The following is a 25,196-nucleotide window of genomic DNA, read 5'->3' as shown; positions in this document are numbered from 1 at the left end:
CCGGCTCGCCTGCCTGCCCGCCTGCCGATCCGCCTGCAGATCCGCCATTTCTTCGACTTCAACCATGCTCTTCTGAAAGGTCTTTCGCATGAGCTTCCAGGACCACCCTTCCTACACCCACATCTGCGCCTCGTCGGACTGCGGCTGCGGCCTCACGCGGCGCGACATGCTGCGCCTGGGCGCGCTGGCCACGGCCTCCGTGGCCGCGCCGCTGCTGGCCGCAGGCGATGCGCGCGCCCAGGCCTTCAAGGGCGATGACCAGCCCGTGAAGATCGGCTACCTGCCCATCACCGACGCCACGCCGCTGCTGGTGGCCCACGGCAACGGCCTGTTCGAGGCCGAAGGCCTCAAGGCCGAGGCGCCGCGCCTGTTCCGCTCCTGGGCCCAGATCGTCGAGGCCTTCGTCTCGGGCCAGGTCAACGTCATCCACCTGCTCACGCCCTCCACGCTGTGGGTGCGCTACGGCGCCAAGTTCCCCGCCAAGATCGTGGCCTGGAACCACGTCAACGGCTCGGGCCTGACCGTGCTGCCCGAGATCCAGAAGGTGCAGGACCTGGGCGGCAAGACCGTGGCGATCCCGTTCTGGTACTCCATCCACAACATCCTGCTGCAGGACGTGCTGCGCAAGGCCGGCCTCACGGCCGTGACGCGGGCGCGCGGCGGCGCCATCGCGGCCAACGAGGTCAACCTCGTCGTGCTGGCACCGGCCGAAATGGTCTCGGCCCTGGCCGGCAAGTCGATTGCGGGCTTCATCGTGGCCGAGCCCTTCAATGCCGCCGCCGAGATCGCGGGCGTGGGCAAGATGCTGCGCTTCTCGGGCGATGTCTGGAAGGACCACGCCTGCTGCGTCACCTTCCTGGCCGAGCGCGATATCGCTGACAAGCCCGAATGGGCCCAGCGCGTGACCAATGCCGTGGTCAAGGCCCAGCTGTGGACGCGCGACAACCGCCTGGCCGCCGCGCGCCTGCTGTCGAGCACGGGCGAGCGCCGCTACACGCCGCATCCGCAGCAGACGCTGTCCAAGGTGCTGGCCGCCACCGACTACGCCAGCTACGAGGCCAGCGGCGTGGTCGTCAACAAGGGCTGGCACCAGCGGCGCATCGACTTCCAGCCCTATCCCTATCCCTCGTACACCGAGCAGCTGGTGCGCGCTATCAAGGCCACCAAGGTCGAGGGCGACACGCGCTTCCTCGACAAGCTGGAGCCCAGGTTTGCGGCCACTGACCTGGTGGACGACCGCTTCGTGCGCAAGGCCATCCAGGCCGTGGGCGGCCCGCAGGTCTTCGGCATTCCGGCCGATTTCTCGCGCCGCGAAACCATCGTGGTGTGATCCAGGTGTTGCGACGTATTGGATTGCCGCTGCTGGGCGCGGCCCTGGTCCTGGCCCTGTGGTGGGTGGGCGGCGCGCTGCTGGCGCGCAGCACGCCCGTGGCTGCGGCCTTCGCGCCCTGGCCTTCGCTGCAGGCGCTGGGCCAGCTGCTGACGGGCGCCGACATCTGGATGCACACCCTGCTGAGCCTGCAGCGCGTGGCCGTGGGCCTGCTGCTGGCCTTCGTGGTCGGCGTGCCGCTGGGCGTGCTGGTGGGCCTGTCGCGCGGGTTCTCGCAGGCGTTTTCGCCCGTGTTCCAGTTCCTGCGCATGATCTCGCCGCTGTCGTGGATGCCCATTGCCGTGATGGTGCTGGGCGTGGGCGACGCGCCCGTGTACTTCCTGCTGGCCTTCGCCGCCGTCTGGCCCATCTTGCTGAGCACGGCGGCCGGCGTGGCCCAGCTGGACCGCAACTGGCTGCTGCTGGCGCGCAGCCTGTCGGCCACGCGCACCGAGACCGTTCTGCGCGTGGTCCTGCCCGGCATCACGGCCCAGATCCTCACCGGCGTGCGCCTCGCCATCGGCATCATCTGGATCGTGCTGGTGCCCGCGGAAATGCTGGGCGTATCGGCCGGCCTGGGCTACTTCATCCTCGACACGCGCGACCGCCTGGCGTATTCGGAGCTGATGGCTGCCGTGGTGCTGATCGGTGCCCTGGGCTATGCGCTGGACCATGCGGCGCGGTGGCTGCACCAGCGCTGGATGCATTCGGCCTGAGGCCTGCGGGCAGGCGGCGGCATCAGGTGCTGCATCAGGTGCCGTGCACGCGGCGCAGCCGCAGTCCTGCCCATCCCGTCAGCACGGCGCACAGCAGCACTCCCCAGGGGCCCAGCGCGGGCACGGGGGTGGCTGTGGCCGGGGCCGGGGCTGCGGGCTCCACGGTCTGGGTCCATGCGCCGCTGTCCGCGGCGAGATAGTTCGCATCGCCGCCGTACCGGGCCACGATGGCATGCGGGCCGGCCGCCGTCAGTTGGGTGGTGGCGATGATGGCCCTGGCATTGGACAAACCTGCCGTGCCCAGCGACAGGCCGCCAGCCAGGATTTCGACCGTTCCCGTCGGGACGGCGGCGGTGCCCAGGGAGACATCGGGTGCGACCACCACGGAGAAGGACAGCGACTGCCCGGAGCGCGAGGGATTGGCGCTGGAGGTCAGCGTGACACGGGAGGGGCCCTGTCCCACCGCCGCCATCTGCACCGCCTGCGGAGCCGCGTCATGGTCCACATCGCCGAGCTGGCTGGCGTTGATCGTGCATGTCCCTGCGGCCTGGAAGCGGATGGTGCTGCCGGAGGCGCTGCAGATCGCCGCGGTCAATGCATCCACGGCGAACATGACGGGGTTTCCCGAGGCGCCTCCGACGGCGGCCACGTCATAGGTATCCCCCACCCGTGCGCCGGCCGGTGGTGCCGTGGTGAAGGTGATGGCCTGCGGCGCTTTGGCGATGGCACCTGCCGCCGCCGGGCAACTGGTATCGCTGGCCGGCCAGTAGCGATTGCCCGTCCCCGTGAACGTTTCGCCGCCACAGTTGTTGCCGGGCGCGTTGTTCGTGATCTGGTTGCCGTGGAGTGTGCGGGGGCGGGTGAGCGTGAACGAGACGCCGGCACCCGAGCCCGGAGACACCAGCACGTTGCCGGTGACGGTGCTGTCGGTCATGGTGGTCGGCACCCCGCTGCGCAGGCCCCCGCCCAGCGTGCGGGCCGTGTTGCCGGACAGGCGGCTGCGCTCCACCGTCAGCGAGCCGCTGCCCGTGCTGTAGATGGCACCGCCCTGTCCCCCTGCCTGGTTGCCGCTGAACACACTGTCCACGATGGTCACCGTGCTGTCGCGGCTGTACAGTCCCCCGCCGTTGATGCCGGCCGTGCTGTCCTGCACCACGCTGCGCTCCAGGCGCAGGGTGACGCCGTTGTCCAGGTAGATGGCGCCGCCGTCTTCACCGGCGGCGGTCTGCCCGCCGCGCAGTGTCAGGCCGCGCAGCGTGAGCTGGACACCGCTGCCCTGGGCCGACACCAGGCGGGAGGCATTGCCCCCATCGAGCGCCACCCGCTGGTCCCCGTCGATCGTGATGTCCGAGGTGGTGAAGTTGAGGTCGATGGAATGGCCTGCCAATGCAATGGCGGTGAGGCTGCCTGCCGGAAAGACGGCCGGGTCGAACACGATGGTGTCCGCGCCATTGCCCGATATGCATGCGCCGTTGCCCCAACTGCCGTCATCCATCTGGGCACTGGTCAATGCCTCATTCAGGCTGCAGTCCGCTGCACCGGGCGTGTTGTCCGTGGTATTGACCACGATGGTCGCGGCCTGGCCATTGAGTGCCAGGAGGCTGCACAGCGCGCCAGGCACTGCCAGAAGCCGGAGGCGTCGAAGGGGTCTGTGAAGAAAAGCGTGCACGGTTCCTCCCGTTGCGCTGCGTGTCCCGGGCAGACCCGCGCGCTGTTGTTGCGGACCGCGTGACCTTAGCTTTCTGCGAAGATCGTGAAAATGTGCCGACGGCACATCGCAGGCCTGAAAATGCGGCCTCAGCCGGCCCACCTATCGCCAGCACCTCGAGCACGCCATTGGATTTCGCGACATGACCCTGTCAACGCAGCAACTGGGGCAACTCAATCAGGCCATCCTCGCGGTGCACGGCGCGCCCGATCTGCACGCGCTGGCCACGCATTTGCTGCACGCGCTGCGCCTGGTGGTGCCGGGTGACATTCGGGTGGTGGATTTCTCCGGCATTGCGGAAGTCCGTGGCTACACGGCCTACGATCCGGTGCGGGCCATTTCCTCCGAAGTCAACGCTGCGGTGCACCGGCATCTGGCCGACAATCCCTTGTATCGGCAGCGCCAGACGCAGGCCGCCAGCATTTCCGACCTGCTGACTCGCGGGCAATGGCAGAGGACGGCGCTCTATGCCCAGGCCTACTCCCAGGTGGGCCAGCAGGACGGACTCGCGCTGGACGTGGAACTGGGCCACGGCGCGATGCTGACCCTCAATGTCACACGCGCCTCGCGCGGCTACACCGCGGCGGAGCGCATGGCGCTGACCTTGCTGGGGCCGCATGCGCAGGCGCAGTGGCGGCGCCTGAGCCAGCAGCAGCGAATCAGCCAGGCGGCATGGCAGGCGCTCTCACCGGGCTCGCCGGCTGCCGACGTGCTGAGCCCGCGCGAACGTGAAGTGCTGCAATGGGTCGCCAACGGCAACACCAACGCAGAAATCGCCGCCATGCTGGAGTTGCGTGCAGGCACGGTGAAGCGGCACCTGGAAAACATCTACCGCAAGCTGGGAGCCGCCAATCGGCAGGATGCCTTGTCGAGGATGCGCAGGCCGGATTTCTAGCGCGTGTCGCGCGCTTGTGCGAACCCGCGCGGGCGCCGTGCGCGGGGCCAGCTCTTCGAGAAGCAGGGAAACCGGCCCTACGGCAAGACGCTCCGGCAGGCAATGCCAAACCGCTGGGCCAGCGCGTGCAGGCGTTTGTCCAGCGACCACAGGCTGGCGCCTGAAGACATGAGTGCCGAGGCCAGGAGCGTGATGTCCACCAGACCGCAGCCCAGACCAAAGAGTTGCTCGCGCTCTATCAAGGCCAGCACTTCGCGCATGCTGGCCTGTCGGGCAGGCTTGAGCCGCTGAAGGTCCGCGAGCGTGCGTGCGCGTGCCGGTGGCGTGCCGCAAGCCAGTTCACCCAGCACCAGGGGATGCATGAGCGCCATGTCTTGCTGCAGCAACTGCGCCAGGTGAGGATTGCCCTGCCTGAAGTGATCGATCCAGACCGAGGTATCGACCAGAACGGGATTCATGGCTCGATGCCCTGTGGGCGACGGGGAATCTCCCGCATGTCCGGTGCGGAGCCTCCCAGCGCGGCCAGACGCTTGGCCGCCTGCACTCTCACGAAAGTCTTGATGGCTTCGCGAAACAGGTCGGCCTTGTCCATTTCTGGCTCCGCCAGCTCCAGCGCTTCCTCGTACAAGGCGTCGTCGATGGTGACCGTGGTTCTCATGGTGGACCTCATTGCATCAATGTTGAAGCAAGTTTGCATCCAATGGCGCATCCCTGCAAGTGAGCCGCGCGGGATGGCACCGGCTTTGCCTGAATGGTGTTTTTAGTCTATTGGTTGTACCATGCAACCAAATTGCGAAGGAACATCGCCATGGACATGCAGCAGCGTCAGTTGGAACTGGCCGGCCCCCTGCCGGCCCTTGCACCATCGGGGCGGCTCCGGGGGCGTGTCTGCCTGGTGGTGGGTGCCACCAGCGGCATAGGCCGGGCCACCGCCCTGCGCATGGCCGAGGAGGGCGCCGCCGCCGTGGTGGTCACGGGGCGCCGCCGTGAGCTGGGCCTGGAGCTGGAGCAGGAAATCCGGCAACGGGGAGCAGACGGCCTTTTCCTGGCCTGCGATGCAACGCGGCAGGAGGACATGGCGGCGGTGGTGGAGCAGGCCGTGGCGCGCTTCGGGCGGCTGGACGCGGCCTTCAACAATGCGGGCTTCCAGGAGCGGCGCGCCGCGCTGGCCGAGCAGGATGACGCGGTCTTCTCCCAGGTCTTCGATACGAATGTGCGTGCGGTCTTCCACGCCATGCGCCATGAACTGGCGGCCATGCTGACCGCGGGCGGCGGCACCATCGTGAACAACACCAGCGTCAGCGGCATACGCAATCCCAACCCGGGCCTGTCGCTGTACGGCGCCTCCAAGGCTGCGGCCCTGTCGCTGACCCGCGCCGCCGCCATGGAGTACGCGCCGCACGGCATCCGCATCAACGCCGTTGCCCCTGGCCGCGTGGTCACGGACATGATGCTGGGCTCGGGCATTGCCGACATGCATGCCGTGGCGGCGGGCCTGCCGCTGCGGCGCATGGGCCATCCGCAGGAGGTGGCCACGGCCGTGGTCTGGCTGATGTCGGACGAGGCGGCCTTTGTGGTCGGGCACTGCCTGGCGACCGATGGCGGCTTCCTGGCCGGATGAGCCTGCCCGGGGCAAGTCCGTTGCGCGAAGTGAGCACTACCGGGTTTGATATGATGACTGTATAAAGATACAGTTTTCGAGCGGCCTGGCTGCCCGATCTGCCAGGCCCATGCTCCCTCCCCACCGCTTCTACTACCTGCACAACTTCCAGCGCGCGCTGGACTGGATTGGCCAGCGTTACGGCGATCTGCTGGACGCGCCCGAGCAGGCATTCCTCACCCGTTTCACGCAGCTGCCCCAGCCCTCGCAGGCGCTGATGGTGCGTTTGCTGATGCGGCGCGGGCCGTGGTTTCGGGCCGGCAAGCTGGTGTACGAAGAAATTCCCGGCATTGCCGAGGCAGCCGCGCCCCTGCTGGAGCTGGGCTGGCTGGACGCGGACCACCCCATGGCGCTGGAGGAGCTGTTTGCGCTGCACACCAAGCCCGAGCTGCTGCAGCTGTTCGCAGGCGCACCCGTTCACTCAGGCCTGCGCAAGGCCGAGCTTTTGCAGGCCCTGCAGCCTCTGCATGAGGCGCCCAGGCCCTATGCGCAATGGCACCAGGGCGTCGGAGCCGGCGAAGCCGCCTGGCGCGTGATGGTGGGTGCGCTGTGCGAGCGCTTTCGGCTGATGTTCTTCGGCAATCTCTACCAGGACTGGTCGGAATTCGTGCTGGCCGACCTGGGCGTGTTCCGCTACGAGGCCGTGGCCTTCGATGCGGCGTCGCGGGCCTTCCAGTCGCGTGCCGATGTCGATGGCTACCTGGCCCTGCAGGCCTGCCGCGCGGCGCTGGATGAGGGCGTGGAGATCGATGCGCTGCTGCAGCAGGTGGCCGGCTGCGCCAGCGGCAATGCCTGGCTGGAGCAGCGCCGTGCCAAGGTGCTGCTGCGCATAGGCCAGGCCTGCGAGCGCATGCAGGACTGGGAGCGTGCCGAGCAGGCCTATGCGCAAAGCCGCTACCCCGGCGCCCGCCACCGGCGCATGCGTGTGTACGAGCGCATGGAGCGCTTTGCCGATGCCATGGCGCTGGCCCAGGCCGCCCAGGCCCAGCCCGAGAGCGACGAGGAGCTGCAGCGCGTGGCGCGCATGCTGCCGCGCCTGCGCCGCAGCCTGGGGCAGGGCGCGCGCGGGCGTGCGGCGGCGCTGGCGCCCGTGGTGGCGCAGATGCGCATGGACGTGGAGCTGGACCTGCCGGCCCGGCCCGCATCGGTCGAATACGTGCTGCGCGACCACTGGCACAGCGACGCCGCGCCGGTGTTCTATGTGGAGAACGCGCTCATCAACTCGCTGTTCGGCCTGCTGTGCTGGCCGGCCATCTTCGCGCCGCTGCCGGGCGCTTTCTTCCACCCGTTCCAGAGCGGCCCGGCCGACCTGTCCGCGCCCGACTTCGTGCAGCGCCGCGCAGCCTTGTTCGAGGAATGCCTGGCGCATCTGGACGATGGCAGCTGGCGCGAGGTCATCGTGCAGCGCCATGCCGACAAGCAGGGCCTGCAGTCACCCTTCGTGTTCTGGGGCACGCTGAGCGCGCCGCTGCTGGCGCTGGCGCTGGACTGCATTCCAGCCGCCCACCTCAAGCTGTTCTTTGCGCGGCTGCTGCGCGACGTGCAGGCCAACCGCACGGGCTTTCCCGATCTGGTGCGTTTCTGGCCGGCCGAGCGCCGCTACGAACTGGTCGAGGCCAAGGCCCCCGGCGACAAGCTGCAGGACAACCAGATCCGCTGGCTGCAGTACTGTGCCGAGCACGGCATTCCCGTGCGCGTGTGCCATGTGCAGTGGCGCGGCCAGCCGCTGGGAGAGGCCGCGTGAGCTACACCGTGGCCGTGCGCGCGCTGTGCGAGTTCACGGCACGCGCGGGCGACCTGGACCTGCGCTTCACACCCGCGCCCAGCGCGCTGGAGGGCATGGCCGGCCACAGCCTGGTGCAGTCGCGCAGGGGCAAGGACTACGAGACCGAGATCAGTCTGGCCGGTGAATACGGCGACCTGCGCGTGCGCGGCCGCGCCGACGGCTTCGACCTCCAGGCCGGCCAGCTGGAGGAAATCAAGACCTACCGGGGCCAGATCGAGGGCGTGCGCGCCCATCACCGCGCCCTGCACTGGGCCCAGGCGCGCATCTACGCCCATCTGCTGTGCCAGGCGCGCGGCCTGCAGCGGCTGCGCGTGGCCCTGGTGTATTTCAACGTGGGCAACTCGGAGGAAACCGTGCTGGTGCAGGAGGAAGACGCGGCCACGCTGCGCGCCTTCTTCGAGCAGCAATGCGCGCTGTTCCTGGACTGGGCGCGCAGCGAGGCCGCCCACCGCACGGCGCGCGAGGCGGCGCTGGCCGCGCTGCGCTTTCCCATGCAGGACTTTCGCGCGGGCCAGCGCGAGCTGGCCGTGGCCGTCTACCGCGTGGCGCGCGCGCAGCAGGGCGGCCAGTGCCTGATGGCGCAGGCGCCCACGGGCATCGGCAAGACGCTGGGTACCATCTTCCCCATGCTCAAGGCCATGCCGGACCAGGGCCTGGACAGGCTGTTCTTCCTCACGGCCAAGGGCACGGGCCATGGCCTGGCGCTGCAGGCGCTGGCCAGCGTGAACCGGCAGATTGCCGAGCAGCACCAGCCACCGCCGCAGGAACCGGCTGCGCCACAACCTCCGCCCTCGCCACCCTCGCCACCCGCAAGGTTGCGCGTGCTCGCCATCCTGGCGCGCGACAAGGCCTGCGAGCATCCCGACAAGGCCTGCCACGGCGACTCCTGCCCGCTGGCGCGCGGCTTCTTCGACCGCCTGCCCGCCGCGCGCGCCGCCGCGCTGCAGCAGGCGCCCTGGGACCCGCCTGCCGTGCGTGCCGTCGCCCTGGCGCATGACATCTGCCCCTACTACCTGGCCCAGGAACTGGTGCGCTGGAGCGACGTGGTCGTGGCCGACTACCACTACTTCTACGACAGCGCCGCCATGCTGTACGCGCTCACCCAGGCCCAGCAATGGAAGGTGGGCGTGCTGGTGGACGAGGCCCACAACCTGCTCGAACGCGCGCGCCGCATGTACACGGCCGAGCTGTCGCAGTTCGCCCTGGCGGCCGCCCGCAAGTCGGCCACCGGTGCCGTGCGCAAGGCGCTGGACCGGCTCAGCCGCAGCTGGAGCGCGCTGAACAGGGAGCAGACCGCCAGCTACCAGGCCCATGAGGAAGTGCCCGCAGGCCTGCTGGGCGCCGTGCAGCGCGCCGTGGCCGCCATCGCCGACGCCAATGCCGACAGCCCCATGCTGCCCGGCGACCCGGTGCTGGATTTCTACTGGGAGGCGCTGCAGTTCATGGCGCTGGCCGAGCAGTTCGGCGGCCATGCGCTGTTCGATGTCCACCTGCTGCCCGGGCGCTCAGGCCCCCGTCGCACACCGGCCTCCACGCTGTGCATACGCTGCGTGGTGCCCGCGCCCCACCTGGCGGCACGCCATGCGGCGGCCCATGCCTCGGTGCTGTTCTCGGGCACGCTGAGCCCGCCGCACTTCTACCGCGACATCCTGGGCCTGCCCGAAGGCACGCACTGGCTGGAGGCCGACTCGCCCTTCCAGGCCGACCAGCTCGATGTGCAGGTGGCCGGCCACATCTCCACGCGCTACCGCGACCGCGACCGTTCGCTGCGGCCCATCGCCGACCTGGTGGCCGCGCAGTACGCGCGCCGGCCCGGCAACTACCTGTGCTTTTTCAGCAGCTTCGACTACCTACAGCGCGTGGCCGAATGCCTGCAGCGCGCCCATCCCGATCTGCCGGTCTGGCTGCAGACCCCGTCCATGGACGGAGAGGGCCGCGCGGCCTTCCTGGCCCGCTTCACCGAAGCCGGGCAGGGCGTGGGCTTTGCCGTGCTGGGCGGGGCGTTCTCCGAGGGCGTGGACCTGCCCGGCGAGCGGCTCATCGGCGCCTTCGTGGCCACGCTGGGCCTGCCCCAGGTCAATCCCGTGAACGAAGAGATGAAGCGCGCCATGGACCGCCAGTTCGGCGCGGACAAGGGCTATGACTACAGCTATCTCTACCCGGGCCTGCGCAAGGTGGTCCAGGCCGCAGGCCGCGTCATCCGCAGCGAGCGCGACCGCGGCGTGGTCTTTCTCATCGACGACCGCTATCGGCGCGGCGAGGTGCAGGCGCTGCTGCCGCGCTGGTGGCGGGTGGAGGGCATGCGATGATCCGGGGCCGCACCAGTCCGCGACTGCCATCCCATACCCATCCAGTCCCCCATCCCGTCCCCATCCAGGAGCCTTCCGAATGTCCCGCATGCGCTGCGCCATCCTTGCATTGACCCTGGGCCTGCTGGCCGGCGGCCCGGCTTGGGCAGGCGTGATGCAGCCTGTGCCCGACAGGCAGGCCAGCGAGAACAAGGCGCCGGCCTATCCCAAGGAAGCCAGGCGGCTGGAGCAGGAAGGCAAGGTGGTGCTGCGGGTTCTGGTGGGCGCCAGCGGAAAGGCACTGGCCGTGGATGTGGCAGACAGCAGCGGCTATCCTCTGCTCGACCAGGAGGCGCTGGACGCCGTGCGGACGTGGCGCTTTGTCCCCGGCACGCGCGACGGCGTGCCGGACAGCATGTGGACGCGCGTGCCCGTCACCTTCCTGCTGAAATAGCGGCATGCCGGTGGTGGCAGGTGTGTACCCGGTGCGTGCCCTGCGCAGCGACACAAGGAGCATTCCATGAAGATCGTCATCACCAGCGTGCTCGTCGACGACCAGGACAAGGCCCTGGCCTTCTACCGCGACGTGCTCGGCTTCGTTCTCAAGCACGACATTCCCATGGGCGGCGATGCGCGCTGGCTCACCCTGACATCGCCCGGTGATGCCGATGGCGTGGAGCTGCTGCTCGAACCCGACATGCACCCGGCCGCCAGGCCGTTCAAGACCGCCCTGCATGCCGACGGCGTGCCGGCCACCTTCTTCGGCGTGGACGACGTGCAGGCCGAGTACGAGCGCCTGAGCGCGGCCGGCGTGCGCTTCACCAGGCCGCCGACGCATCTGGGGCCGGTCACGATTGCGGTGTTCGACGACACCTGCGGCAATCTCATACAGATCAACCAGCGGCATTGAGCGGGGCCTGCGGCCCCTGCGGCCCTTGCGCGCTCAGTCCCTGGCGGTGGGCTTGTCGTGCCGGGGCGGATCGATGCGCTCGATGTTGCCCAGCAGCAGGGCGCGCCCCGCAAAGGTGCCGCCGGCGGTCTCCAGCGCAAAGCGCTCGGTGTCGCGGCCGCGCACTTCGGACTCCAGCGTCCGGGCCTCGTCCTCGGTGGCGCCCAGGGCCAGCACGGCGTGGCGGCCCATGAGCAGGGCGGACTCGAAGCTCTCGCGCACGACATGGTCGGCGTCCTTCTGGATGAGCTCCAGCGCGTGCTCGCGGTCATAGGCGCGCACGATGAGGCGGGCGTGCGGGCATTCGTGGCGCACGTTCTCCACGATGCGCGTGGCGGCGGCCTTGCTGTCCACGCAGACCAGGATGGCGCTGGCATGGCTGGCGCCGGCCGCATGCAGGATGTCGGCGCGCGCGCCGTCGCCGAAGTAGACCTTGAAGCCGTAGGGCTCGGCGTTGCGGATCACGTCGGGGTCGTTGTCGATGATGGACAGCCTGGCCCCATGCGCCAGCGGCCCCTGGCTGGCGATCTGGCCCACGCGGCCGAAGCCGATGACCAGCACGTTGCCGCGCAGGTCCTGCGGCGCCTCCACGCCGTCCAGCGACACGGCCTGGGCGCCGGCCAGGCGCTTGTGCAGCAGCACCACCAGCGGCGTGATGGCCATGGACATCACGACGATGGCCGTCATGTTGGCATGCACCTCGGGGCTGAGCACCTTGAGCTTGAGCGCCTCGGCAAACAGCACGAAGGCGAACTCCCCGCCCTGGGCCATGAGGATGGCGCGGTCCAGCGCATCGGCATGGCTGCTGCGCGCCACGCGGGCCACGGCGTAGATGCACAGCGCCTTGCCCAGCATCAGCGCCACCACGCCCATGCCCACGATGCGCCAGTTCAGCGCCACCACCTCCAGGTTCAGCGCCATGCCCACGCCCAGGAAGAACAGGCCCAGCAGCAGGCCGCGGAAGGGCTCCACATCGGCCTCCAGCTGGTGGCGGAACGAGGATTCGGACAGCAGCACGCCCGCCACGAAGGCGCCCATGGCCATGGACAGGCCGCCCATCTCCATCAGCAGGGCGGCGCCCAGCACCACCAGCAGCGCGGCGGCCGTCATCACCTCGCGCGCCTTGGCCTTGGCCAGGATGCGGAACAGCGGGTTCAGCAGCCACAGGCCCGCGCCCACCAGCGCGCCCAGCGACAGCAGGGCCACGCCCGCGCGTTGCCACAGGGGCGAGGTGGCCACGGGCGCCGCATCGGCCGGCGCCAGAAAGGCCACGGCGGCCAGCAGCGGCACGATGAGCAGGTCCTCGAACAGCAGGATGGAGACGATGCGCTGGCCGCGCGGCGCCAGGATGTCGCCACGCTCGGCCAGCACCTGCATGACGATGGCCGTGGAGGTCAGCACGAAGCCCGCGCCGCTCACGAAGGCCACCTGCCACGGAAAGCCGAAGGCCATGCCCACGCCCGTGAGCAGCAGCGCGCACACCACCACCTGCAGGCTGCCCAGCCCGAAGATCTGGCCGCGCAGGTCCCACAGGTGCGAAGGCTTCATCTCCAGCCCGATGACGAAGAGAAACATCACCACGCCCAGCTCGGCCACGTGCAGGATGGTCTGCGCGTCCGTCACCAGGCCCAGCCCGTAGGGGCCTATGGCCAGCCCGGCGGCCAGGTAGCCGAGCACGGCGCCCAGGCCCAGCCGCTTGAACAGCGGCACGGCCACCACGGCGGCCCCCAGCAGCGTGACGATTCCTACGAGCTGGCTTGCATTGCCTTCAGCGGCCATGTTGTGTTTCCTTTGTGCGTGCGTGCGTGCGTGCGGCAAGGCGGATTTCCATCCGCGAATTTGCGCGCAGGATAGCAAAGCCCGGGCCTGTGTAGAATCGCGCCCCCTCTGTGCCACCCTCTGTGCCCCTCTCTGCGCTTACCTCACCGCCCAGCGCCATGCCCCAGATCCTCGTCCACGACCTCCGCAAGACCTACCGCATCCATGAGCGCGGCCCCGGCGTGATGGGCGCGCTGCGCGCGCTGGTGCATCCGCGCCATCGCACGGTGCAGGCGCTGGATGGCGTGTCGTTTGCGCTGGAGCGTGGTGAGCTGCTGGGCTTCATCGGCCCCAACGGCGCGGGCAAGTCCACCACCATCAAGATCCTGTCGGGCATCCTGCGGCCCGATGGCGGGCGCGTGGAGGTGGACGGGCGCGACCCCTTCGCCGACCGCCAGCGCCATGTGGGCCGCATCGGCGTGGTCTTCGGGCAGCGCTCGCAGCTGTGGTGGGACCTGCCCGTGGGCGATGGCTTCAACCTGCTGCGCGACCTGTACCGCGTCGATCCCGCACGCTACGGGCGCACGCGCGACGAGCTGGTGGCGCTGCTGAACTTGGAGCGCGTGCTGGACCAGCCCGTGCGCCAGCTGTCCCTGGGCCAGCGCATGCGCGCCGAGATCGCCGCGGCCCTGCTGCACGAGCCCGAGATCCTGTTCCTGGACGAGCCCACCATCGGCCTGGACGCACCCTCCAAGCTGGCCGTGCGCGAGTTCGTGCTGCGCGCCAACCGCGAGCGCGGCACCACGGTGCTGCTGACCACGCATGACATGCACGACATCGAGGCGCTGGCGCGGCGCGTGATCGTCATCGGCCATGGCCGCGTGCTGGCCGACTGCGCGGTCGATGCGCTGCGCGCCCAGGTGGTGGCAGCGCAGGGCGAGGGGCGTGGAGGTGGTGATGGCGAAGGCAATGGAGAAGACATGGCCATCGAGGCCGTGATCGCCCGCTTCTACGCCATGCACGGAGCGGCCGAAGGCTGAGCCGGCATGACGCTGCGTGAACTCCTGCGCCCCTATGTGGCGGCCTTTGCATCGCGGTTCCTGGTGATGCTGCAGTACCGCACGGCCGCCTACGCGGGCTTTGCCACGCAGTGCTGGTGGGGCGCCATCAAGACCATGGTGCTGGCGGCGTTCTACGGCAGTGCCTCGGCATCGGCCGGCGCGCCCATCTCGCTGGAGCACGCCATCACCTACACCTGGCTGGCGCAGGGCCTGTTCGCGCTGCTGCCCTGGAGCGGCGACCCCGACGTGGCATTGGCCGTGCGCACGGGCGCCATCGCCTATGACCGGCTGCGGCCCGTGGATGCCTATGCGCTGTGGTTCGTGCGCTCGGCTGGCTGGATCGCCGCGCGCGTGCTGCCGCGCGTGGCGCTGATGGTGGCGTTTGCAGGGCTGGCCCTGCCGCTGACGGGGCTGGGCGCCTGGGGCTGGCAGCCGCCGGCCGGCTGGGCCGCAGGCCTGGGCTTTGCCGCCTCCATGCTGCTGGCGTTGCTGCTGTCCACGGCACTGGTCATGCTGCTGAACGTTGCCGCTGCCGCCGCGCTCAATGAAAAAGGCATCAACACGCTGGCCGCGCCCGTGGTCATCGTGCTGTCGGGCAACCTGCTGCCGCTGGCGCTGATGCCCGACGCCTGGCAGGCCGCGCTGCTGCTGCAGCCGCTGGCGGGCGTGATGGACATCCCTGCGCGCATCTATTTCGGCCAGATGGCCGGCGCGCAGATGCTGGCCTGCCTGGCGCTGCAGGTGTTGTGGATTGCCGTGATCGTGGCCCTGGGCCGCGCGGCCATGGCGCGCACCATGCGCCGGCTCGAAGTGCAGGGAGGGTGAAGACCATGGCCAAGCACAAAGGATCGCTGTCCATGTTCCTGCGCCTGGCGCTGGCCTCGCTGGGCGGGCAGGCGCGCTACCCGGCCTCGGCGCTGATGCTGACCCTGGGCCAGTTCCTGGTCACGGGCATCGAGGTCATCGCCGTCTGGGCGCTGTTCCACCGGTTTGGCGAGGTGCAGGGCTGGCGCATCGGCGAAGTGGCCGTGTTCTATGGCCTGGTGAACTGCATGTTCGCCCTGGCCGATGCGCTGGGCCGGGGCTTCGACGTGCTGGGCACGCAGTTCCTGCGCACGGGCGCCTTCGACCGCCTGCTGCTGCGCCCGCGCCCCGTGTGGCTGCAGCTCATGGGCCATGACGTGCGCATCAGCCGCCTGGGCCGCCTGCTGCAGGGCCTGCTGGTGCTGGGCTTTGCCACGGCCCAGGGCGCCGTGGCGTGGACGCCCCAGGCCGTCGCCGTGGCGCTGTTCGCCGTGGCGGGCGGCGTGGCGCTGTTCCTGGGCATCCTGGTGCTGCAGGGTGCGCTCTCGTTCTGGACCGTGGAAAGCCTGGAAGCCGCCAATGTGCTGAGCTACGGCAGCGTCGAGGCCGCCCAGTACCCGCTGGCCCTGTACGCGCAGTGGTTTCGCCGCCTGTTGACCTTCGCCGTGCCGCTGGCCTGCGTGGCCTACTACCCGGCGCTGGCTGTGCTGGGCAAGCCCGACCCGCTGGGCGCACCAGCCTGGCTGGGCTGGGTCTCGCCGCTGGCCGGCTTTGCCTTCCTCTGGCTGGCCTCGGGCGCCTGGCGCATGGGGGTGAAGCATTACGCGTCCACGGGCAGTTGAAGCCGCCGCAGGCGCCGGTGCACCACAGGCTCTAGACTGCGCGCTTGCCTTACTCCGGACACCAGACCATGACAGCAGATGAACGCTTCGCCCAGGCCGCCCTTGAGCTCGGCCACCGCTTCGATGGCGAGATCAAGATAGGCGGCAACTACAGCCCCGTCGTGCGCGACGGCCAGCAGCTGTTCGTCAGCGGGCAGATTCCCCGCGTGGGCGATGAAGTGCTCTACGTGGGGACGGTCGGCGCCGGGATCGACCTGGCATCGGCCAGAACGGCCGCCGCCATCTGTGCCATGCGGGCCCTGGCCTTCGTGCAGCGCGCGGCCGGCTCGCTCGATGCCGTGCGCGCCGTTGCACGCATCACCGTCTATGTGCGCTCGGCGCCCGATTTCACCCAGCAAAGCGAGGTGGCCGATGGCGCCTCCGACCTCATCGCCCGGGTGCTGGGCCCCGTGGGTGCCCACACGCGCACTTCGGTGGGCGTGCTGCAGCTGCCCAAGGGTGCGGCCGTGGAGCTGGACCTGATCGCCCGCGTGGACTGATCGCGCTACCCCTATCCCTATTCCTATCCCTGGCCCGCCGGCGTTTCGTTGCGCGCCTTCCAGGCCCGCAGCGCCTGGCGGTACTCGTCCATGGCCAGGTCATAGCTGTCGAAGATGCAGGGGTCGCAGCCATTGCCGCAGCAGGCGTCCAGGTCGGGCTGCTCGGGCGGTTGGGGCATGGGGTCGGCGGAATCTGGAATCGGCGCGGTGGTCATGGGCTCGATTGTCTCGCGCTGCTTGTGGCGTTGTTTTGTACGGTTTTTGAGGAGGCAGGCCATGCAGGCTGGCGATCAGAGCAAACAGGATGAGATTGCGCAATTTCTCGCTGAGGAGGACGCCGCCGAACGCAGAAAGGCCGAGCCGCCGCCCGAGGAAGCCGTGCGGGATCTTGCCCTCTGGCGCTCGCCCCGGGTCGGAGCGCTGAACCCGACGCGGCAGGACAATCCGCTGTGGCACTGGATGGTGCGCACGCGCTGGAGCGCCTATGGCGCGAACGAACTTCTGCGTGGACCGTCGCCCTTTGCGCAAGGGCCCATGTGGTGCTTTGCCCGGTATGGCAAGAGCGAGACGGTGCTGGCCGATGGCCGGGTCGTGCACATCGGCGGCGAGCACGAAGACAGCTGCGATCCCGACTTCTTCATCTACAACGATGTCATCGTCATCGACGCGAATGGCGGCATCGCCATCCACGGCTACCCGGACGATGCCTTCCCTCCCACCGATTTCCACAGCGCCACGCTGGTGGGTGACGCCATCTTCATCATTGGCGGCCTGGGCTACCGGCACCAGCGCATGCCGGGGATGACGCGGGTGTACAAGTTGCTGCTGGACAGCATGCGCATCGAGGCGGTTCCCACGCATGGCGAGGCGCCCGGCTGGATCTATCAGCATGAGGCCTGTCTGGCAGGCGATGGGAGAACCATCGTGGTGAGCGGTGGCGAGCGTTGGTTTGGCGAGCAATGCCTGACGCCCGAGAACATCGACGACTGGTCGCTGGACACAGTGACCGGCGAGTGGCGGCGATTGACCCGCAGGCCCTGGCAGCGTTGGGCCATGCGGCGTGCCGATGGCAAAGGCAACCGGCTCATGAGCATGCGGCTTGCGCATTCACTGCGCAAATACAAGCACCTGAATCTGCCAACGATCGAGGGCCTGGGTGACGCGCCTGACTTCGAGGCGCTGGACCTGCTCTACCGGATCGATGAGACGGTTGCCCCGCCGGTCCAGGAAGCGGTCGGGGAAATGTACGCCGTGGTGATGGACGGAGTGACGCTGCGCTTCAAGGAAGGCAACCTCCATGTGGAGGCCATCGTCGAGGGGGCGCTGGAGCCGGACAGGCTGCATGCGCTGCGACAGGCCACGCTGGCACTGCTGGCGCGCATTGAAGAGGCTCCGTGGGTGATGGAGGATCTGCCGCGGGAGCCGGATACCGTGGGCTGACGGCACGCTTTCCGTCTGATCAACTCAAACAGCGCGGCGCCGGGAAATCGATCACGCTGCGGATGATCTCGCGCATTTCCGTGATCAGCGGCCGTGCATCGTCGCGGCGCCATTGCACGGTGTAGGTCAGCGGGGCCAGCGCGCTGTGCTTTGCGGCCTCGGCGCCGCCGTCCAGCACGCGCAGGCGGCCGCGTTGCTGCAGGGCCAGGGCCCATTGCTCGGGCATGTAGGTGAAGCCCAGGCCGTCCACCACCATGCCCACCACGGCGCCCCAGCTGTTGCAGGAAAGACGCCGCTCCACGGCCAGGCCGTGGCGGCCCAGCCAGTCGTCCAGCGTGCGCGTGGCGCCCGAGCCGGTGGGCAGGGCGATCAGCAGTTGCTCGCGCACCAGGCGCCGGGGCAGGCCGGTGCCGGCGCGGGCGATGAAGTCGTCGCTGGCGGCCCAGACGAAGCGCACCTGGGCGACCTGCTCGAAGGCCAGGCTGCTGCGCGACGATGGCCCGGCGATGACCACGCAGTCCAGCTCGCCATCGACGATGCGCTGCTCCAGCACCTGGCCGATGTCGGTGTGGGGCTCCAGCTGCAGGTCGGGGTGCAGCTCGGCCACCTTCTGCACCAGCCGGGGCAGCCAGGTCAGGCCGCTGAGTTCGCCAAAGCCGATGCGGCAGCGGCCCTGCAGGCCCACGCTGCGGCCCGCCGCCTCGCGCAGCTGGGCGGCGCCGTGCAGCAGCTCGCGGATGCGCGGCAGCAGCTGCTCGCCCTGGGGCGTGAGTTCGGCGGCGCGGCCGCTGCGGTCGAACAGCTGCACGCCCAGCGAAGCCTCCAGCTCCGCAATGCGCTTGGACAGCGATGAGACCGACAGGTGCACGCGGTCGGCCGCCACGCTGAAGTTCAGGCAGGTGGCGGCCCAGTAGAAGGCTTCGAGCTGTTTGAGGGTCATGGCGACATTCTTCCAAAATCGAAATATCGATTCCTATTTATTTCGCTTTTCTTTGCAGGTTGGCCCTTCTACATTGGCCGGCAATGCCTGCCAACAACGTCCCCTCCACCACCGCCACCGCTTCCGCAGCTGCTGCACCAGCCCCTGCCCGGCCGCCGCGCCGCCTGCGCGGCGTGCTGTCGCTTGACGATTTCGAGCGGCTGGCGCGGCGCCATCTGCCGCGCCCCATCCATGCCTACATCAGCGGGGCGGTGGAGGACAACGCCTCGCTGGCGGACAACCGCCGCGTCTTTGCCGAGCTGGCCTTCGTGCCGCGCGCGCTGGTGGGCGTGGCGCAGCGCGACCCCTCCTTCGAGCTGTTCGGGCGCCGCTACGAAGCGCCCTTCGGCGTGGCGCCCATGGGCATTGCCGCGCTGTCGGCCTACCGGGGCGACCTGGTGCTGGCCCAGGCCGCACAGCAGGCGGGCGTGCCGGCCATCATGAGCGGCTCCTCGCTGATCCGGCTGGAGGAGGTGATGGCGGCCGCGCCCCACACTTGGTTCCAGGCCTACCTGCCGGGTGACCAGGGCCAGATCGATGCGCTGCTGGACCGCGTGGCCGCCGCCGGCGTGCAGACCCTGGTGATCACGGTGGACACGCCCGTGGCCGCCAACCGCGAGAACAATGTGCGCGCCGGTTTCTCCACGCCGCTGCGGCCCGGGCCGGGCCTGGCCTGGCAGGGCATCAGCCATCCGCGCTGGCTGTTCGGCAGCTTTCTCAAGACCCTGTGGCGCCACGGCATGCCGCATTTCGAGAACAACTATGCGCACCGGGGCGCGCCCATCCTGTCGGCCAGCGTGATGCGCGACTTCTCGGACCGCTCCCACCTGGCCTGGCCGCATCTGGCCGCCATCCGCCAGCGCTGGCAGGGGCAGCTCGTGGTCAAGGGCATTCTTTCGGCCGCAGACGCCGTGCTGGCGCGCGATCACGGCGCCGACGGCCTCATCGTCTCCAACCACGGCGGGCGCCAGCTCGACGGCGCCGTGGCACCGCTGCGCGTGCTGCCCGGCATCGTGCGCGCCGTGCCCGGCCTGCCGGTGATGCTGGACAGCGGCGTGCGCCGGGGCACCGATGTGCTCAAGGCCCTGGCCCTGGGCGCGCGCTGCGTGTTCGTGGGCCGGCCCTTCAACTACGCGGCCTCGGTGGCCGGGCCGGCGGGCGTGGCCCACGCCATGGCCCTGCTGCGCGAGGAGGTGCTGCGCGACATGGCCATGCTGGGTGCCACGCGCCTGGACCAGATCACGCCGGCCTGCGTGCGCCACGCGCAGGCCTGGGATGCGTTCTGAGCGGCAAGACAACGGTATCGACACAGACAACAGACACAGACACAGACGGAGACACAGCAGTGAGCAAGATTCCCGGATTCCATATCCACGCCCGGCCCGAGGCCGCCCTTGGCGATGCGCTGCTGCAGCGCTACCGCGGCTTTCCGGTCGCCAATGTCAGCGACGCCATGAGCCGCACCACGGGCACCTCGGCGCTGCGGCCCTTCCATCGCCGCCAGGGGCCGCTGGTGGGCCGTGCGCTGACCGTGCGCACGCGGCCCGGCGACAACCTCATGGTGCACCAGGCCATCGACATCTGCGGCCCCGGCGACGTGATCGTGGTGGACGCGGGCGGCGCCGGTCCCAACGCCATCATTGGCGAGATCATGCTGGCGCTGATGATGGCGCGCGGCGCGGCCGGCATCGTCATCGACGGGCTGATCCGCGACAGCGACACCATCGGCCAGCACGGCCTGCCCGTGTATGCGCGCGGCGTCTCGCACCGTGGTCCCTACAAGGACGGCCCCGGCGAGCTGCATGTGCCCGTCAGCATCGACGGCATGGTCGTCCACCCGGGCGACCTGGTGCTGGGCGACGGCGACGGCCTGCTGGCCGTGCCCGCCGCCGAGGCCGCCGCCATTGCCGACCGCGTGGAGGCCATACAGCGCGACGAGGCCGACGTGCTTGCCGCCATTGCCGCAGGCCGCGCCGACCGCTCCTGGGTGGTGCGCACGCTGGCCGCCAAGGGGGTGCTGTGATGGACCGCCGCGTTGTCCGTTTCGACTACTGGCTGGACGCGGCCTTCGACCGCATCGTCTCGGCCGCGCCTGGCGTGCAACTGGTCACCTGCCGGCGCGAGGGCGACGATGCCGCCGCCTGGCAGGCCCTGGCCGGCGCACAGGTCTACCAGATCACGGCCGCCAAGGACGAGCTGCCGCGCCACTGGTTCGCCACGGCGGACCTGCTGGCGCGCTGCCCCGATCTGCTGGCCGTGTCCTCCAGCGGCTCGGGCTGCGACACCATCGATATCGAGGCCTGCACGCGCGCCGGCGTGGCCGTGATGAACCAGTCGGGCGGCAACGCGGATTCGGTGGCTGAGATGGCCATCGGGCTGATGCTGTCCGTGCTGCGCCGCATCAACGAATCCGACCGCCTGCTGCGCGCCCCTGCCCGGGGCTTCAGCCGCGAGGACGTGATGGGCCACGAGCTGCGCGGCCGCACCCTGGGCCTGGTGGGCGTGGGCGAGGCCGGCAGCCGCGTCGCGGCCCTGGGCCGGGCCTTCGGCATGCAGGTGATCGGCTGCGACCCGGCCTACGACGCAGCCGGCCTGGCGGCGCGCGGGGCCGAGGCCGTCGGCTTCGACGAACTGCTGCAGCGCGCTGACATCGTCTCCCTGCACTGCCCGCGCGATGCCTCCACGCTGGGGCTCATGAACGCCGCTGCCTTTGCGGCCATGAAGCCGGGCGCCGTTTTCGTGAGCACGGCGCGCGGCGGTATCCATGACGAGGCCGCCCTGCACGCCGCCCTGGCCAGCGGCCACCTGGCCGGCGCCGGGCTCGATGTCTGGGACCAGGAGCCGCCGCCCGCCTCCCATCCGCTGCTGGCCCTGCCCCAGGTGGTGGCCACCTTCCACACCGCCGGTGTCACGCACGAGGCCCGGCGCAACAACGCCGAGCTGGCCGCCACCCAGATCGTGCAGTTGCTGGCCGACGGCCAGCGGCCCGCGCGCCTGGTCAATCCCGAGGTCTGGCCGCATGCGCGCGAGCGCATCGCCCGGGCCTTGGACCCGTCCCGTTCCCCGTCCCGTTAGCCGCTTCCCTCACCATGACTACAAAGCCTCTCAGACCACTGCAAGAGGCGACCCAGGAGACAAAGATGACACAGCAAGCAAGGCGCGCATTGTGCGCAGGCCTGGCCGCCGCCTGCATGGCGCTGCCGGCCCTGGCCCAGGCTCAGACCCAGACTCAGGGCGAGGCCCCCTATCCCTCGCGCAACATCGAGATGATCGTGGCCTACGGGCCCGGCGGCGGCACCGACCTGGTGGCGCGGCTGCTGGCTCGCCATCTGGAAAAGAAGCTGGGCGGCAGCGTGGTCGTGCTCAACCGCCCCGGCGCGGGCGGCGGCATCGGCTTTGGCGAACTGGCGCGGGCCAAGCCGGACGGCTACACCATCGGCTTCATCAACACGCCCAACGTGCTGACCATCCCCATCGAGCGCAAGAGCAGCTTCCACTGGAGCCAGTACGACCTGCTGGGCAACCTGGTGGACGACCCGGGCGGCTTTGCCATCCACAACAGCAACGCCATCACCACGCTGGCCGGCCTGGCCGCCTACGCCCGGGCCAACCCCGGCGCCGTGACCGTGGGCACCACGGGCACGGGCTCGGACGACCACCTGGCCATGCTGCTGTTCGCCAAGGCCACCGGCACGCAGCTCACCCATGTGCCCTACAAGGGCGCGGGCGAGGTGCGCGCCGCCGCCACGGGCCAGCAGATCACCATCGGCGCCATCAACGTGGGCGAGGTGCTGGCCTACCAGAAGGGCGGAACTCCCATCCGCCTGCTGGGCCAGATGTCGGCCGCGCGCAGCTCGCTGGCGCCGCAGGTGCCTACGTTCAAGGAGCAGGGCATCGATATCGAGCTGGCCTCCCTGCGCGGCCTGGCAGCGCCCAAGGGCTTGCCCGAAGGCGTGCGCAAAAAGCTGGTCGATGCCGTGGCCGCCATCGCGGCCGACCCGCAGTTCAGGCAGCAGGCCGAGGCCATGTACGCGCCGCTGCGCTACCTGGCACCGCCCGCCTACGCGGCCGAGCTGGAGCGCACCGAGGCCGGCTTTCGCAAGCTCTGGACCGAAATGCCCTGGCAGGACGGCAAGCCCTGAAGGCCCTGGCCATGCAAACCTTTGAATGGACAAGGACGACTGCCATGACCCCTCTGTCGCGCCGCAGCCTGGCTGCGCTCACCCTGTGCACACTGGCCCTGCCCGCGCTGGCGCAAGGCCCCATCACCCTCATCGTGGGCTGGCCTGCGGGCGGCCCTTCCGACAACGTGGCGCGGCTGGCGGCCACGCGCATGAGCGAGGCCCTGGGCCAGCCCATCACCATCGACAACCGGGCCGGCGCGGGCGGCAACCTGGGCAGCGACGCGGCAGCCCGCGCAAGGCCCGATGGCAACACCATCATGCTGGCCACCGTGGCCTCGCACGGCCTGAACTCCGCGCTCTACGCCAAGCTCAACCACGACCCGCTCAAGGACTTCGCGCCCATCGGCATGATCACCACCTCGCCCAGCGTGCTGCTGGTGCCCGTGGCCTCGCCGCTGCGCTCGGTCAACGATCTGCTGGAGGCGGCGCGCGCCAGGCCGGGCCAGCTCAACTACGGCTCGGGCGGCGTGGGCTCCAGCCAGCATCTGGCCGGCGCCAGCTTCAAGCAGCTCACGGGCGTGGATGTCACCCACATCCCCTACAAGGGCACGGCCCCGGCCATGACCGACCTGATGGCGGGCCGCGTGGACTTCGTGCTCACCACCGGTGCCATCCCCTTCATCCGTTCAGGCAAGCTGCGCGCCCTGGCCGTGGCCTCACGCCAGCGCCTGCCGGCCCTGCCCGATGTACCCACGTTCGAGGAAGCAGGCGTCAAGGGCTTCTACACCGACTCCTGGTACGGCCTGGTTGCCCCGGCCGGCACGCCGCGCGCGGCGCTGGAGCGCCTGAACGGCGCACTGGCCACGGCGCTGCGCAATCCCGAGGTGCAAAAGCAGTTCATCGACCAAGGCTCGCTGCCCGTCAAGCCCATGGGCGTGGACGCGTTCTGGCGCTTCGTGCGCGAGCAGATGCCCGTGGCGGCCGAGCAGGTGCGGGTGTCGGGGGCCAGAGCCGAGTGAGCGCAGCCGGGTGCGGGCGGCCACGCAGGATCGGCACGGGCGCCTGCGCAGCCGCAATGCAGCCAGCGTGTCACTTGCAGGTCACTGGCAGGTCACTGGTAGTTGAGCGTGAAGGTGGCCCGTCCGTTGGCCAGGCCCGTGGTGACGGAGGGCTGGGTCTGGACATAGCGCGCCGTCAATGGAATCACGTGGTTGCTGGTGTTTGGGGTGATGGTGCCCGCCTGCCACTGGTTGGGATTGCCGAAGTTGGCGGAGTCCTCGCCGTAGCTGATGACCTTGTCGCTGCTGCGGATCTGGATGCCGATGCCGGCAGCCCCTCCGGTCACCGTCAGCACATCGGAGCGGTTGGCGGCATCGTTGGCATCCGTGAGCGTGACGAACGGGCGCAGGGTGGAATTGGCTTCGCCCCCGGTGCATATCAGTTCCAGATCGAATGGCTGGGGCGCGGAGGTAGCGCCTATCCCGTTGAACAGTGACCTGTTGATTCGCTGCAGGTTCACGGCGATGTTGCTCGTCTTCACCCGGCAACTGGCGCCTGTGCGCACCACGGTGCTGCCGGTCGCCTTCACGATCCAGTTATTGCAAAGGCTATTGCAGTCAAACCGGGCGGATGAATAGCTGCTGACGCTGAAAGTGCCCGATTGAACGGCGCCTGTCTTGATGAGTTGCATCCATATGGTTTGCTCATGTACATCATTCCTTAGCCATCCCGTGGCTCCTGCATTGTTGGACGTAGTGGTGATGGACATGGTTTTGCCATTGGGGAAATTCCTGGCTTTCCATATGGCACGCCAACGGATTCCTATTCCGCGCAAAGATGTGGAGTAGATATCGCCGTCCAGCGTAGTGGCGTTCATGATTTGGGGCCATATTTCTGAAGATGGCCCCGAAAGCACACTGTAGGAAATTGTGTCGAGGGTGGATTTGACCATGGGCGATTCCCATAGCACTGATCCATTCATGATATTTCCTGCGGGAACGTTGATGATTTCCGGTAATTGGATGGTGGACGACGCCGGGGTAAATATGCCTCCATAAATGGAGCTTACAGAAAAGCAAAGCGTTGCCGTAATGAGAAAATATCTGATTTTTTTCATATGAATGAAACCGGAAACGATGCAGGAGAGTTTGATGGGCGCGCTCCAAAGTCTATTCCTATGATTGATGGAAATCCATAGGATCATTCTGATATTGGCAATGCTTTTTCATGACTCCAATGCCGTGTTCCGTCCGCTGCTGTTGCGCGGCATGGCCACCGG

General features: G+C 69.1%; 25 protein-coding genes. 18 read left to right on the top strand and 7 right to left on the bottom strand.

Annotation, left to right across the window (positions count from 1 at the left end; all coding sequences use genetic code 11):
* Positions 1-88 precede the first annotated feature (88 nt).
* Positions 89-1,330, top strand: a complete 1,242-nt coding sequence (locus tag ACF8NF_RS19235) for an ABC transporter substrate-binding protein (protein WP_016448371.1) — start codon at positions 89-91, stop codon at positions 1,328-1,330.
* Positions 1,327-2,085, top strand: coding sequence for an ABC transporter permease (locus ACF8NF_RS19230; RefSeq protein WP_016452684.1), 759 nt, complete (start codon positions 1,327-1,329; stop codon positions 2,083-2,085). Before ACF8NF_RS19235 ends, ACF8NF_RS19230 begins: the two co-directional genes overlap by 4 nt.
* A 34-nt stretch (positions 2,086-2,119) precedes the next feature.
* On the opposite strand, the gene ACF8NF_RS19225 is transcribed toward ACF8NF_RS19230, so the two are convergent.
* A complete protein-coding gene (locus ACF8NF_RS19225) occupies positions 2,120-3,706 on the bottom strand; it encodes an Ig-like domain repeat protein (protein WP_277849004.1) in 1,587 nt (528 codons plus the stop codon).
* Between the two features lie 229 nt (positions 3,707-3,935).
* Between ACF8NF_RS19225 and ACF8NF_RS19220 the strand changes: the two genes are divergently transcribed.
* The gene (locus tag ACF8NF_RS19220) at positions 3,936-4,688 is read left to right on the top strand and encodes a response regulator transcription factor (protein ID WP_392451044.1); all 753 of its coding nucleotides are present in this window, start codon (positions 3,936-3,938) and stop codon (positions 4,686-4,688) included.
* Positions 4,689-4,765: 77 nt separating this feature from the next.
* Here the strand turns inward: ACF8NF_RS19220 and ACF8NF_RS19215 are convergent, their stop codons facing one another.
* Together ACF8NF_RS19215 and ACF8NF_RS19210 are read right to left on the bottom strand one after the other, a co-directional pair.
* A complete protein-coding gene (locus tag ACF8NF_RS19215; protein ID WP_016448367.1) occupies positions 4,766-5,146 on the bottom strand; it encodes a type II toxin-antitoxin system VapC family toxin in 381 nt (126 codons plus the stop codon).
* Positions 5,143-5,346: a type II toxin-antitoxin system VapB family antitoxin gene (locus tag ACF8NF_RS19210; protein WP_016448366.1), complete on the bottom strand. Its 204-nt coding sequence runs from the start codon at positions 5,344-5,346 to the stop codon at positions 5,143-5,145. The genes ACF8NF_RS19215 and ACF8NF_RS19210 overlap by 4 nt, the downstream gene beginning before the upstream one ends.
* Positions 5,347-5,496: 150 nt before the next feature.
* On the opposite strand from ACF8NF_RS19210, the gene ACF8NF_RS19205 reads away from it, so the two are divergent.
* From ACF8NF_RS19205 to ACF8NF_RS19185, 5 genes are all read left to right on the top strand, one after another.
* The gene (locus tag ACF8NF_RS19205) at positions 5,497-6,309 is read left to right on the top strand and encodes an SDR family NAD(P)-dependent oxidoreductase (RefSeq protein WP_083393616.1); all 813 of its coding nucleotides are present in this window, start codon (positions 5,497-5,499) and stop codon (positions 6,307-6,309) included.
* Positions 6,310-6,418: 109 nt separating this feature from the next.
* The gene (locus tag ACF8NF_RS19200) at positions 6,419-8,092 is read left to right on the top strand and encodes a VRR-NUC domain-containing protein (RefSeq protein WP_392451043.1); all 1,674 of its coding nucleotides are present in this window, start codon (positions 6,419-6,421) and stop codon (positions 8,090-8,092) included.
* The gene (locus ACF8NF_RS19195) at positions 8,089-10,443 is read left to right on the top strand and encodes a helicase C-terminal domain-containing protein (protein ID WP_244387791.1); all 2,355 of its coding nucleotides are present in this window, start codon (positions 8,089-8,091) and stop codon (positions 10,441-10,443) included. The genes ACF8NF_RS19200 and ACF8NF_RS19195 overlap by 4 nt, the downstream gene beginning before the upstream one ends.
* 79 nt (positions 10,444-10,522) lie before the next feature.
* The gene (locus tag ACF8NF_RS19190) at positions 10,523-10,876 is read left to right on the top strand and encodes an energy transducer TonB (RefSeq protein ID WP_034363341.1); all 354 of its coding nucleotides are present in this window, start codon (positions 10,523-10,525) and stop codon (positions 10,874-10,876) included.
* Between the two features lie 66 nt (positions 10,877-10,942).
* Positions 10,943-11,332, top strand: coding sequence for a VOC family protein (locus ACF8NF_RS19185; RefSeq protein ID WP_012207608.1), 390 nt, complete (start codon positions 10,943-10,945; stop codon positions 11,330-11,332).
* Positions 11,333-11,365: 33 nt separating this feature from the next.
* Here ACF8NF_RS19185 and ACF8NF_RS19180 read toward each other — a convergent pair whose 3' ends face one another.
* The gene (locus ACF8NF_RS19180; protein ID WP_244387792.1) at positions 11,366-13,150 is read right to left on the bottom strand and encodes a monovalent cation:proton antiporter-2 (CPA2) family protein; all 1,785 of its coding nucleotides are present in this window, start codon (positions 13,148-13,150) and stop codon (positions 11,366-11,368) included.
* 158 nt (positions 13,151-13,308) lie between these two features.
* Between ACF8NF_RS19180 and ACF8NF_RS19175 the strand changes: the two genes are divergently transcribed.
* The 4 genes from ACF8NF_RS19175 (at position 13,309) to ACF8NF_RS19160 (ending at position 16,375) form a co-directional block, all read left to right on the top strand.
* The gene (locus tag ACF8NF_RS19175) at positions 13,309-14,169 is read left to right on the top strand and encodes an ATP-binding cassette domain-containing protein (protein ID WP_034363343.1); all 861 of its coding nucleotides are present in this window, start codon (positions 13,309-13,311) and stop codon (positions 14,167-14,169) included.
* Positions 14,170-14,175: 6 nt separating this feature from the next.
* Positions 14,176-15,015: an ABC transporter permease gene (locus ACF8NF_RS19170; protein WP_244387793.1), complete on the top strand. Its 840-nt coding sequence runs from the start codon at positions 14,176-14,178 to the stop codon at positions 15,013-15,015.
* A gap of 5 nt (positions 15,016-15,020) precedes the next feature.
* Positions 15,021-15,836, top strand: coding sequence for an ABC transporter permease (locus tag ACF8NF_RS19165; RefSeq protein ID WP_392451042.1), 816 nt, complete (start codon positions 15,021-15,023; stop codon positions 15,834-15,836).
* Positions 15,837-15,904: 68 nt separating this feature from the next.
* Positions 15,905-16,375, top strand: coding sequence for a RidA family protein (locus tag ACF8NF_RS19160; RefSeq protein WP_012207603.1), 471 nt, complete (start codon positions 15,905-15,907; stop codon positions 16,373-16,375).
* Between the two features lie 23 nt (positions 16,376-16,398).
* Here ACF8NF_RS19160 and ACF8NF_RS19155 read toward each other — a convergent pair whose 3' ends face one another.
* Entirely contained in the window at positions 16,399-16,590 is a 192-nt protein-coding gene (locus ACF8NF_RS19155) for an oxidoreductase-like domain-containing protein (RefSeq protein WP_016452671.1), read from the bottom strand.
* 61 nt (positions 16,591-16,651) lie between these two features.
* Here ACF8NF_RS19155 and ACF8NF_RS19150 point away from each other — a divergent pair, with 61 nt between their 5' ends.
* Positions 16,652-17,815, top strand: a complete 1,164-nt coding sequence (locus ACF8NF_RS19150; protein WP_034363346.1) for a hypothetical protein — start codon at positions 16,652-16,654, stop codon at positions 17,813-17,815.
* 19 nt (positions 17,816-17,834) lie between these two features.
* On the opposite strand, the gene ACF8NF_RS19145 is transcribed toward ACF8NF_RS19150, so the two are convergent.
* On the bottom strand, positions 17,835-18,755 hold the full coding sequence (locus ACF8NF_RS19145; protein ID WP_070080863.1) for a LysR family transcriptional regulator: 921 nt from the start codon (positions 18,753-18,755) through the stop codon (positions 17,835-17,837).
* An 83-nt stretch (positions 18,756-18,838) separates the two neighbouring features.
* Between ACF8NF_RS19145 and ACF8NF_RS19140 the strand changes: the two genes are divergently transcribed.
* The 5 genes from ACF8NF_RS19140 (at position 18,839) to ACF8NF_RS19120 (ending at position 23,937) form a co-directional block, all read left to right on the top strand.
* Positions 18,839-20,080 (top strand): alpha-hydroxy acid oxidase, encoded by a 1,242-nt coding sequence (locus ACF8NF_RS19140; RefSeq protein ID WP_244387796.1) that lies wholly within the window; start codon positions 18,839-18,841, stop codon positions 20,078-20,080.
* A gap of 59 nt (positions 20,081-20,139) precedes the next feature.
* Positions 20,140-20,817, top strand: coding sequence for an RraA family protein (locus tag ACF8NF_RS19135; protein WP_046986565.1), 678 nt, complete (start codon positions 20,140-20,142; stop codon positions 20,815-20,817).
* Entirely contained in the window at positions 20,817-21,869 is a 1,053-nt protein-coding gene (locus ACF8NF_RS19130; protein ID WP_203400373.1) for a hydroxyacid dehydrogenase, read from the top strand. The genes ACF8NF_RS19135 and ACF8NF_RS19130 overlap by 1 nt, the downstream gene beginning before the upstream one ends.
* A gap of 65 nt (positions 21,870-21,934) precedes the next feature.
* Positions 21,935-22,936 (top strand): tripartite tricarboxylate transporter substrate binding protein, encoded by a 1,002-nt coding sequence (locus tag ACF8NF_RS19125; RefSeq protein ID WP_016450801.1) that lies wholly within the window; start codon positions 21,935-21,937, stop codon positions 22,934-22,936.
* A gap of 44 nt (positions 22,937-22,980) precedes the next feature.
* Positions 22,981-23,937 carry a tripartite tricarboxylate transporter substrate binding protein gene (locus ACF8NF_RS19120; RefSeq protein ID WP_063328434.1) on the top strand — a complete coding sequence of 319 codons (957 nt, stop codon included), beginning with the start codon at positions 22,981-22,983 and terminating at the stop codon, positions 23,935-23,937.
* A 92-nt stretch (positions 23,938-24,029) separates the two neighbouring features.
* Here ACF8NF_RS19120 and ACF8NF_RS19115 read toward each other — a convergent pair whose 3' ends face one another.
* Positions 24,030-25,034, bottom strand: a complete 1,005-nt coding sequence (locus ACF8NF_RS19115; protein WP_223275305.1) for a fimbrial protein — start codon at positions 25,032-25,034, stop codon at positions 24,030-24,032.
* Positions 25,035-25,196: the final 162 nt, after the last annotated feature.

This window comes from Delftia sp. WSY_22, assembly GCF_043104185.1.
Lineage (GTDB): Bacteria > Pseudomonadota > Gammaproteobacteria > Burkholderiales > Burkholderiaceae_C > Comamonas > Comamonas tsuruhatensis.
This window is presented reverse-complemented; position numbering and strand designations above follow the sequence as displayed.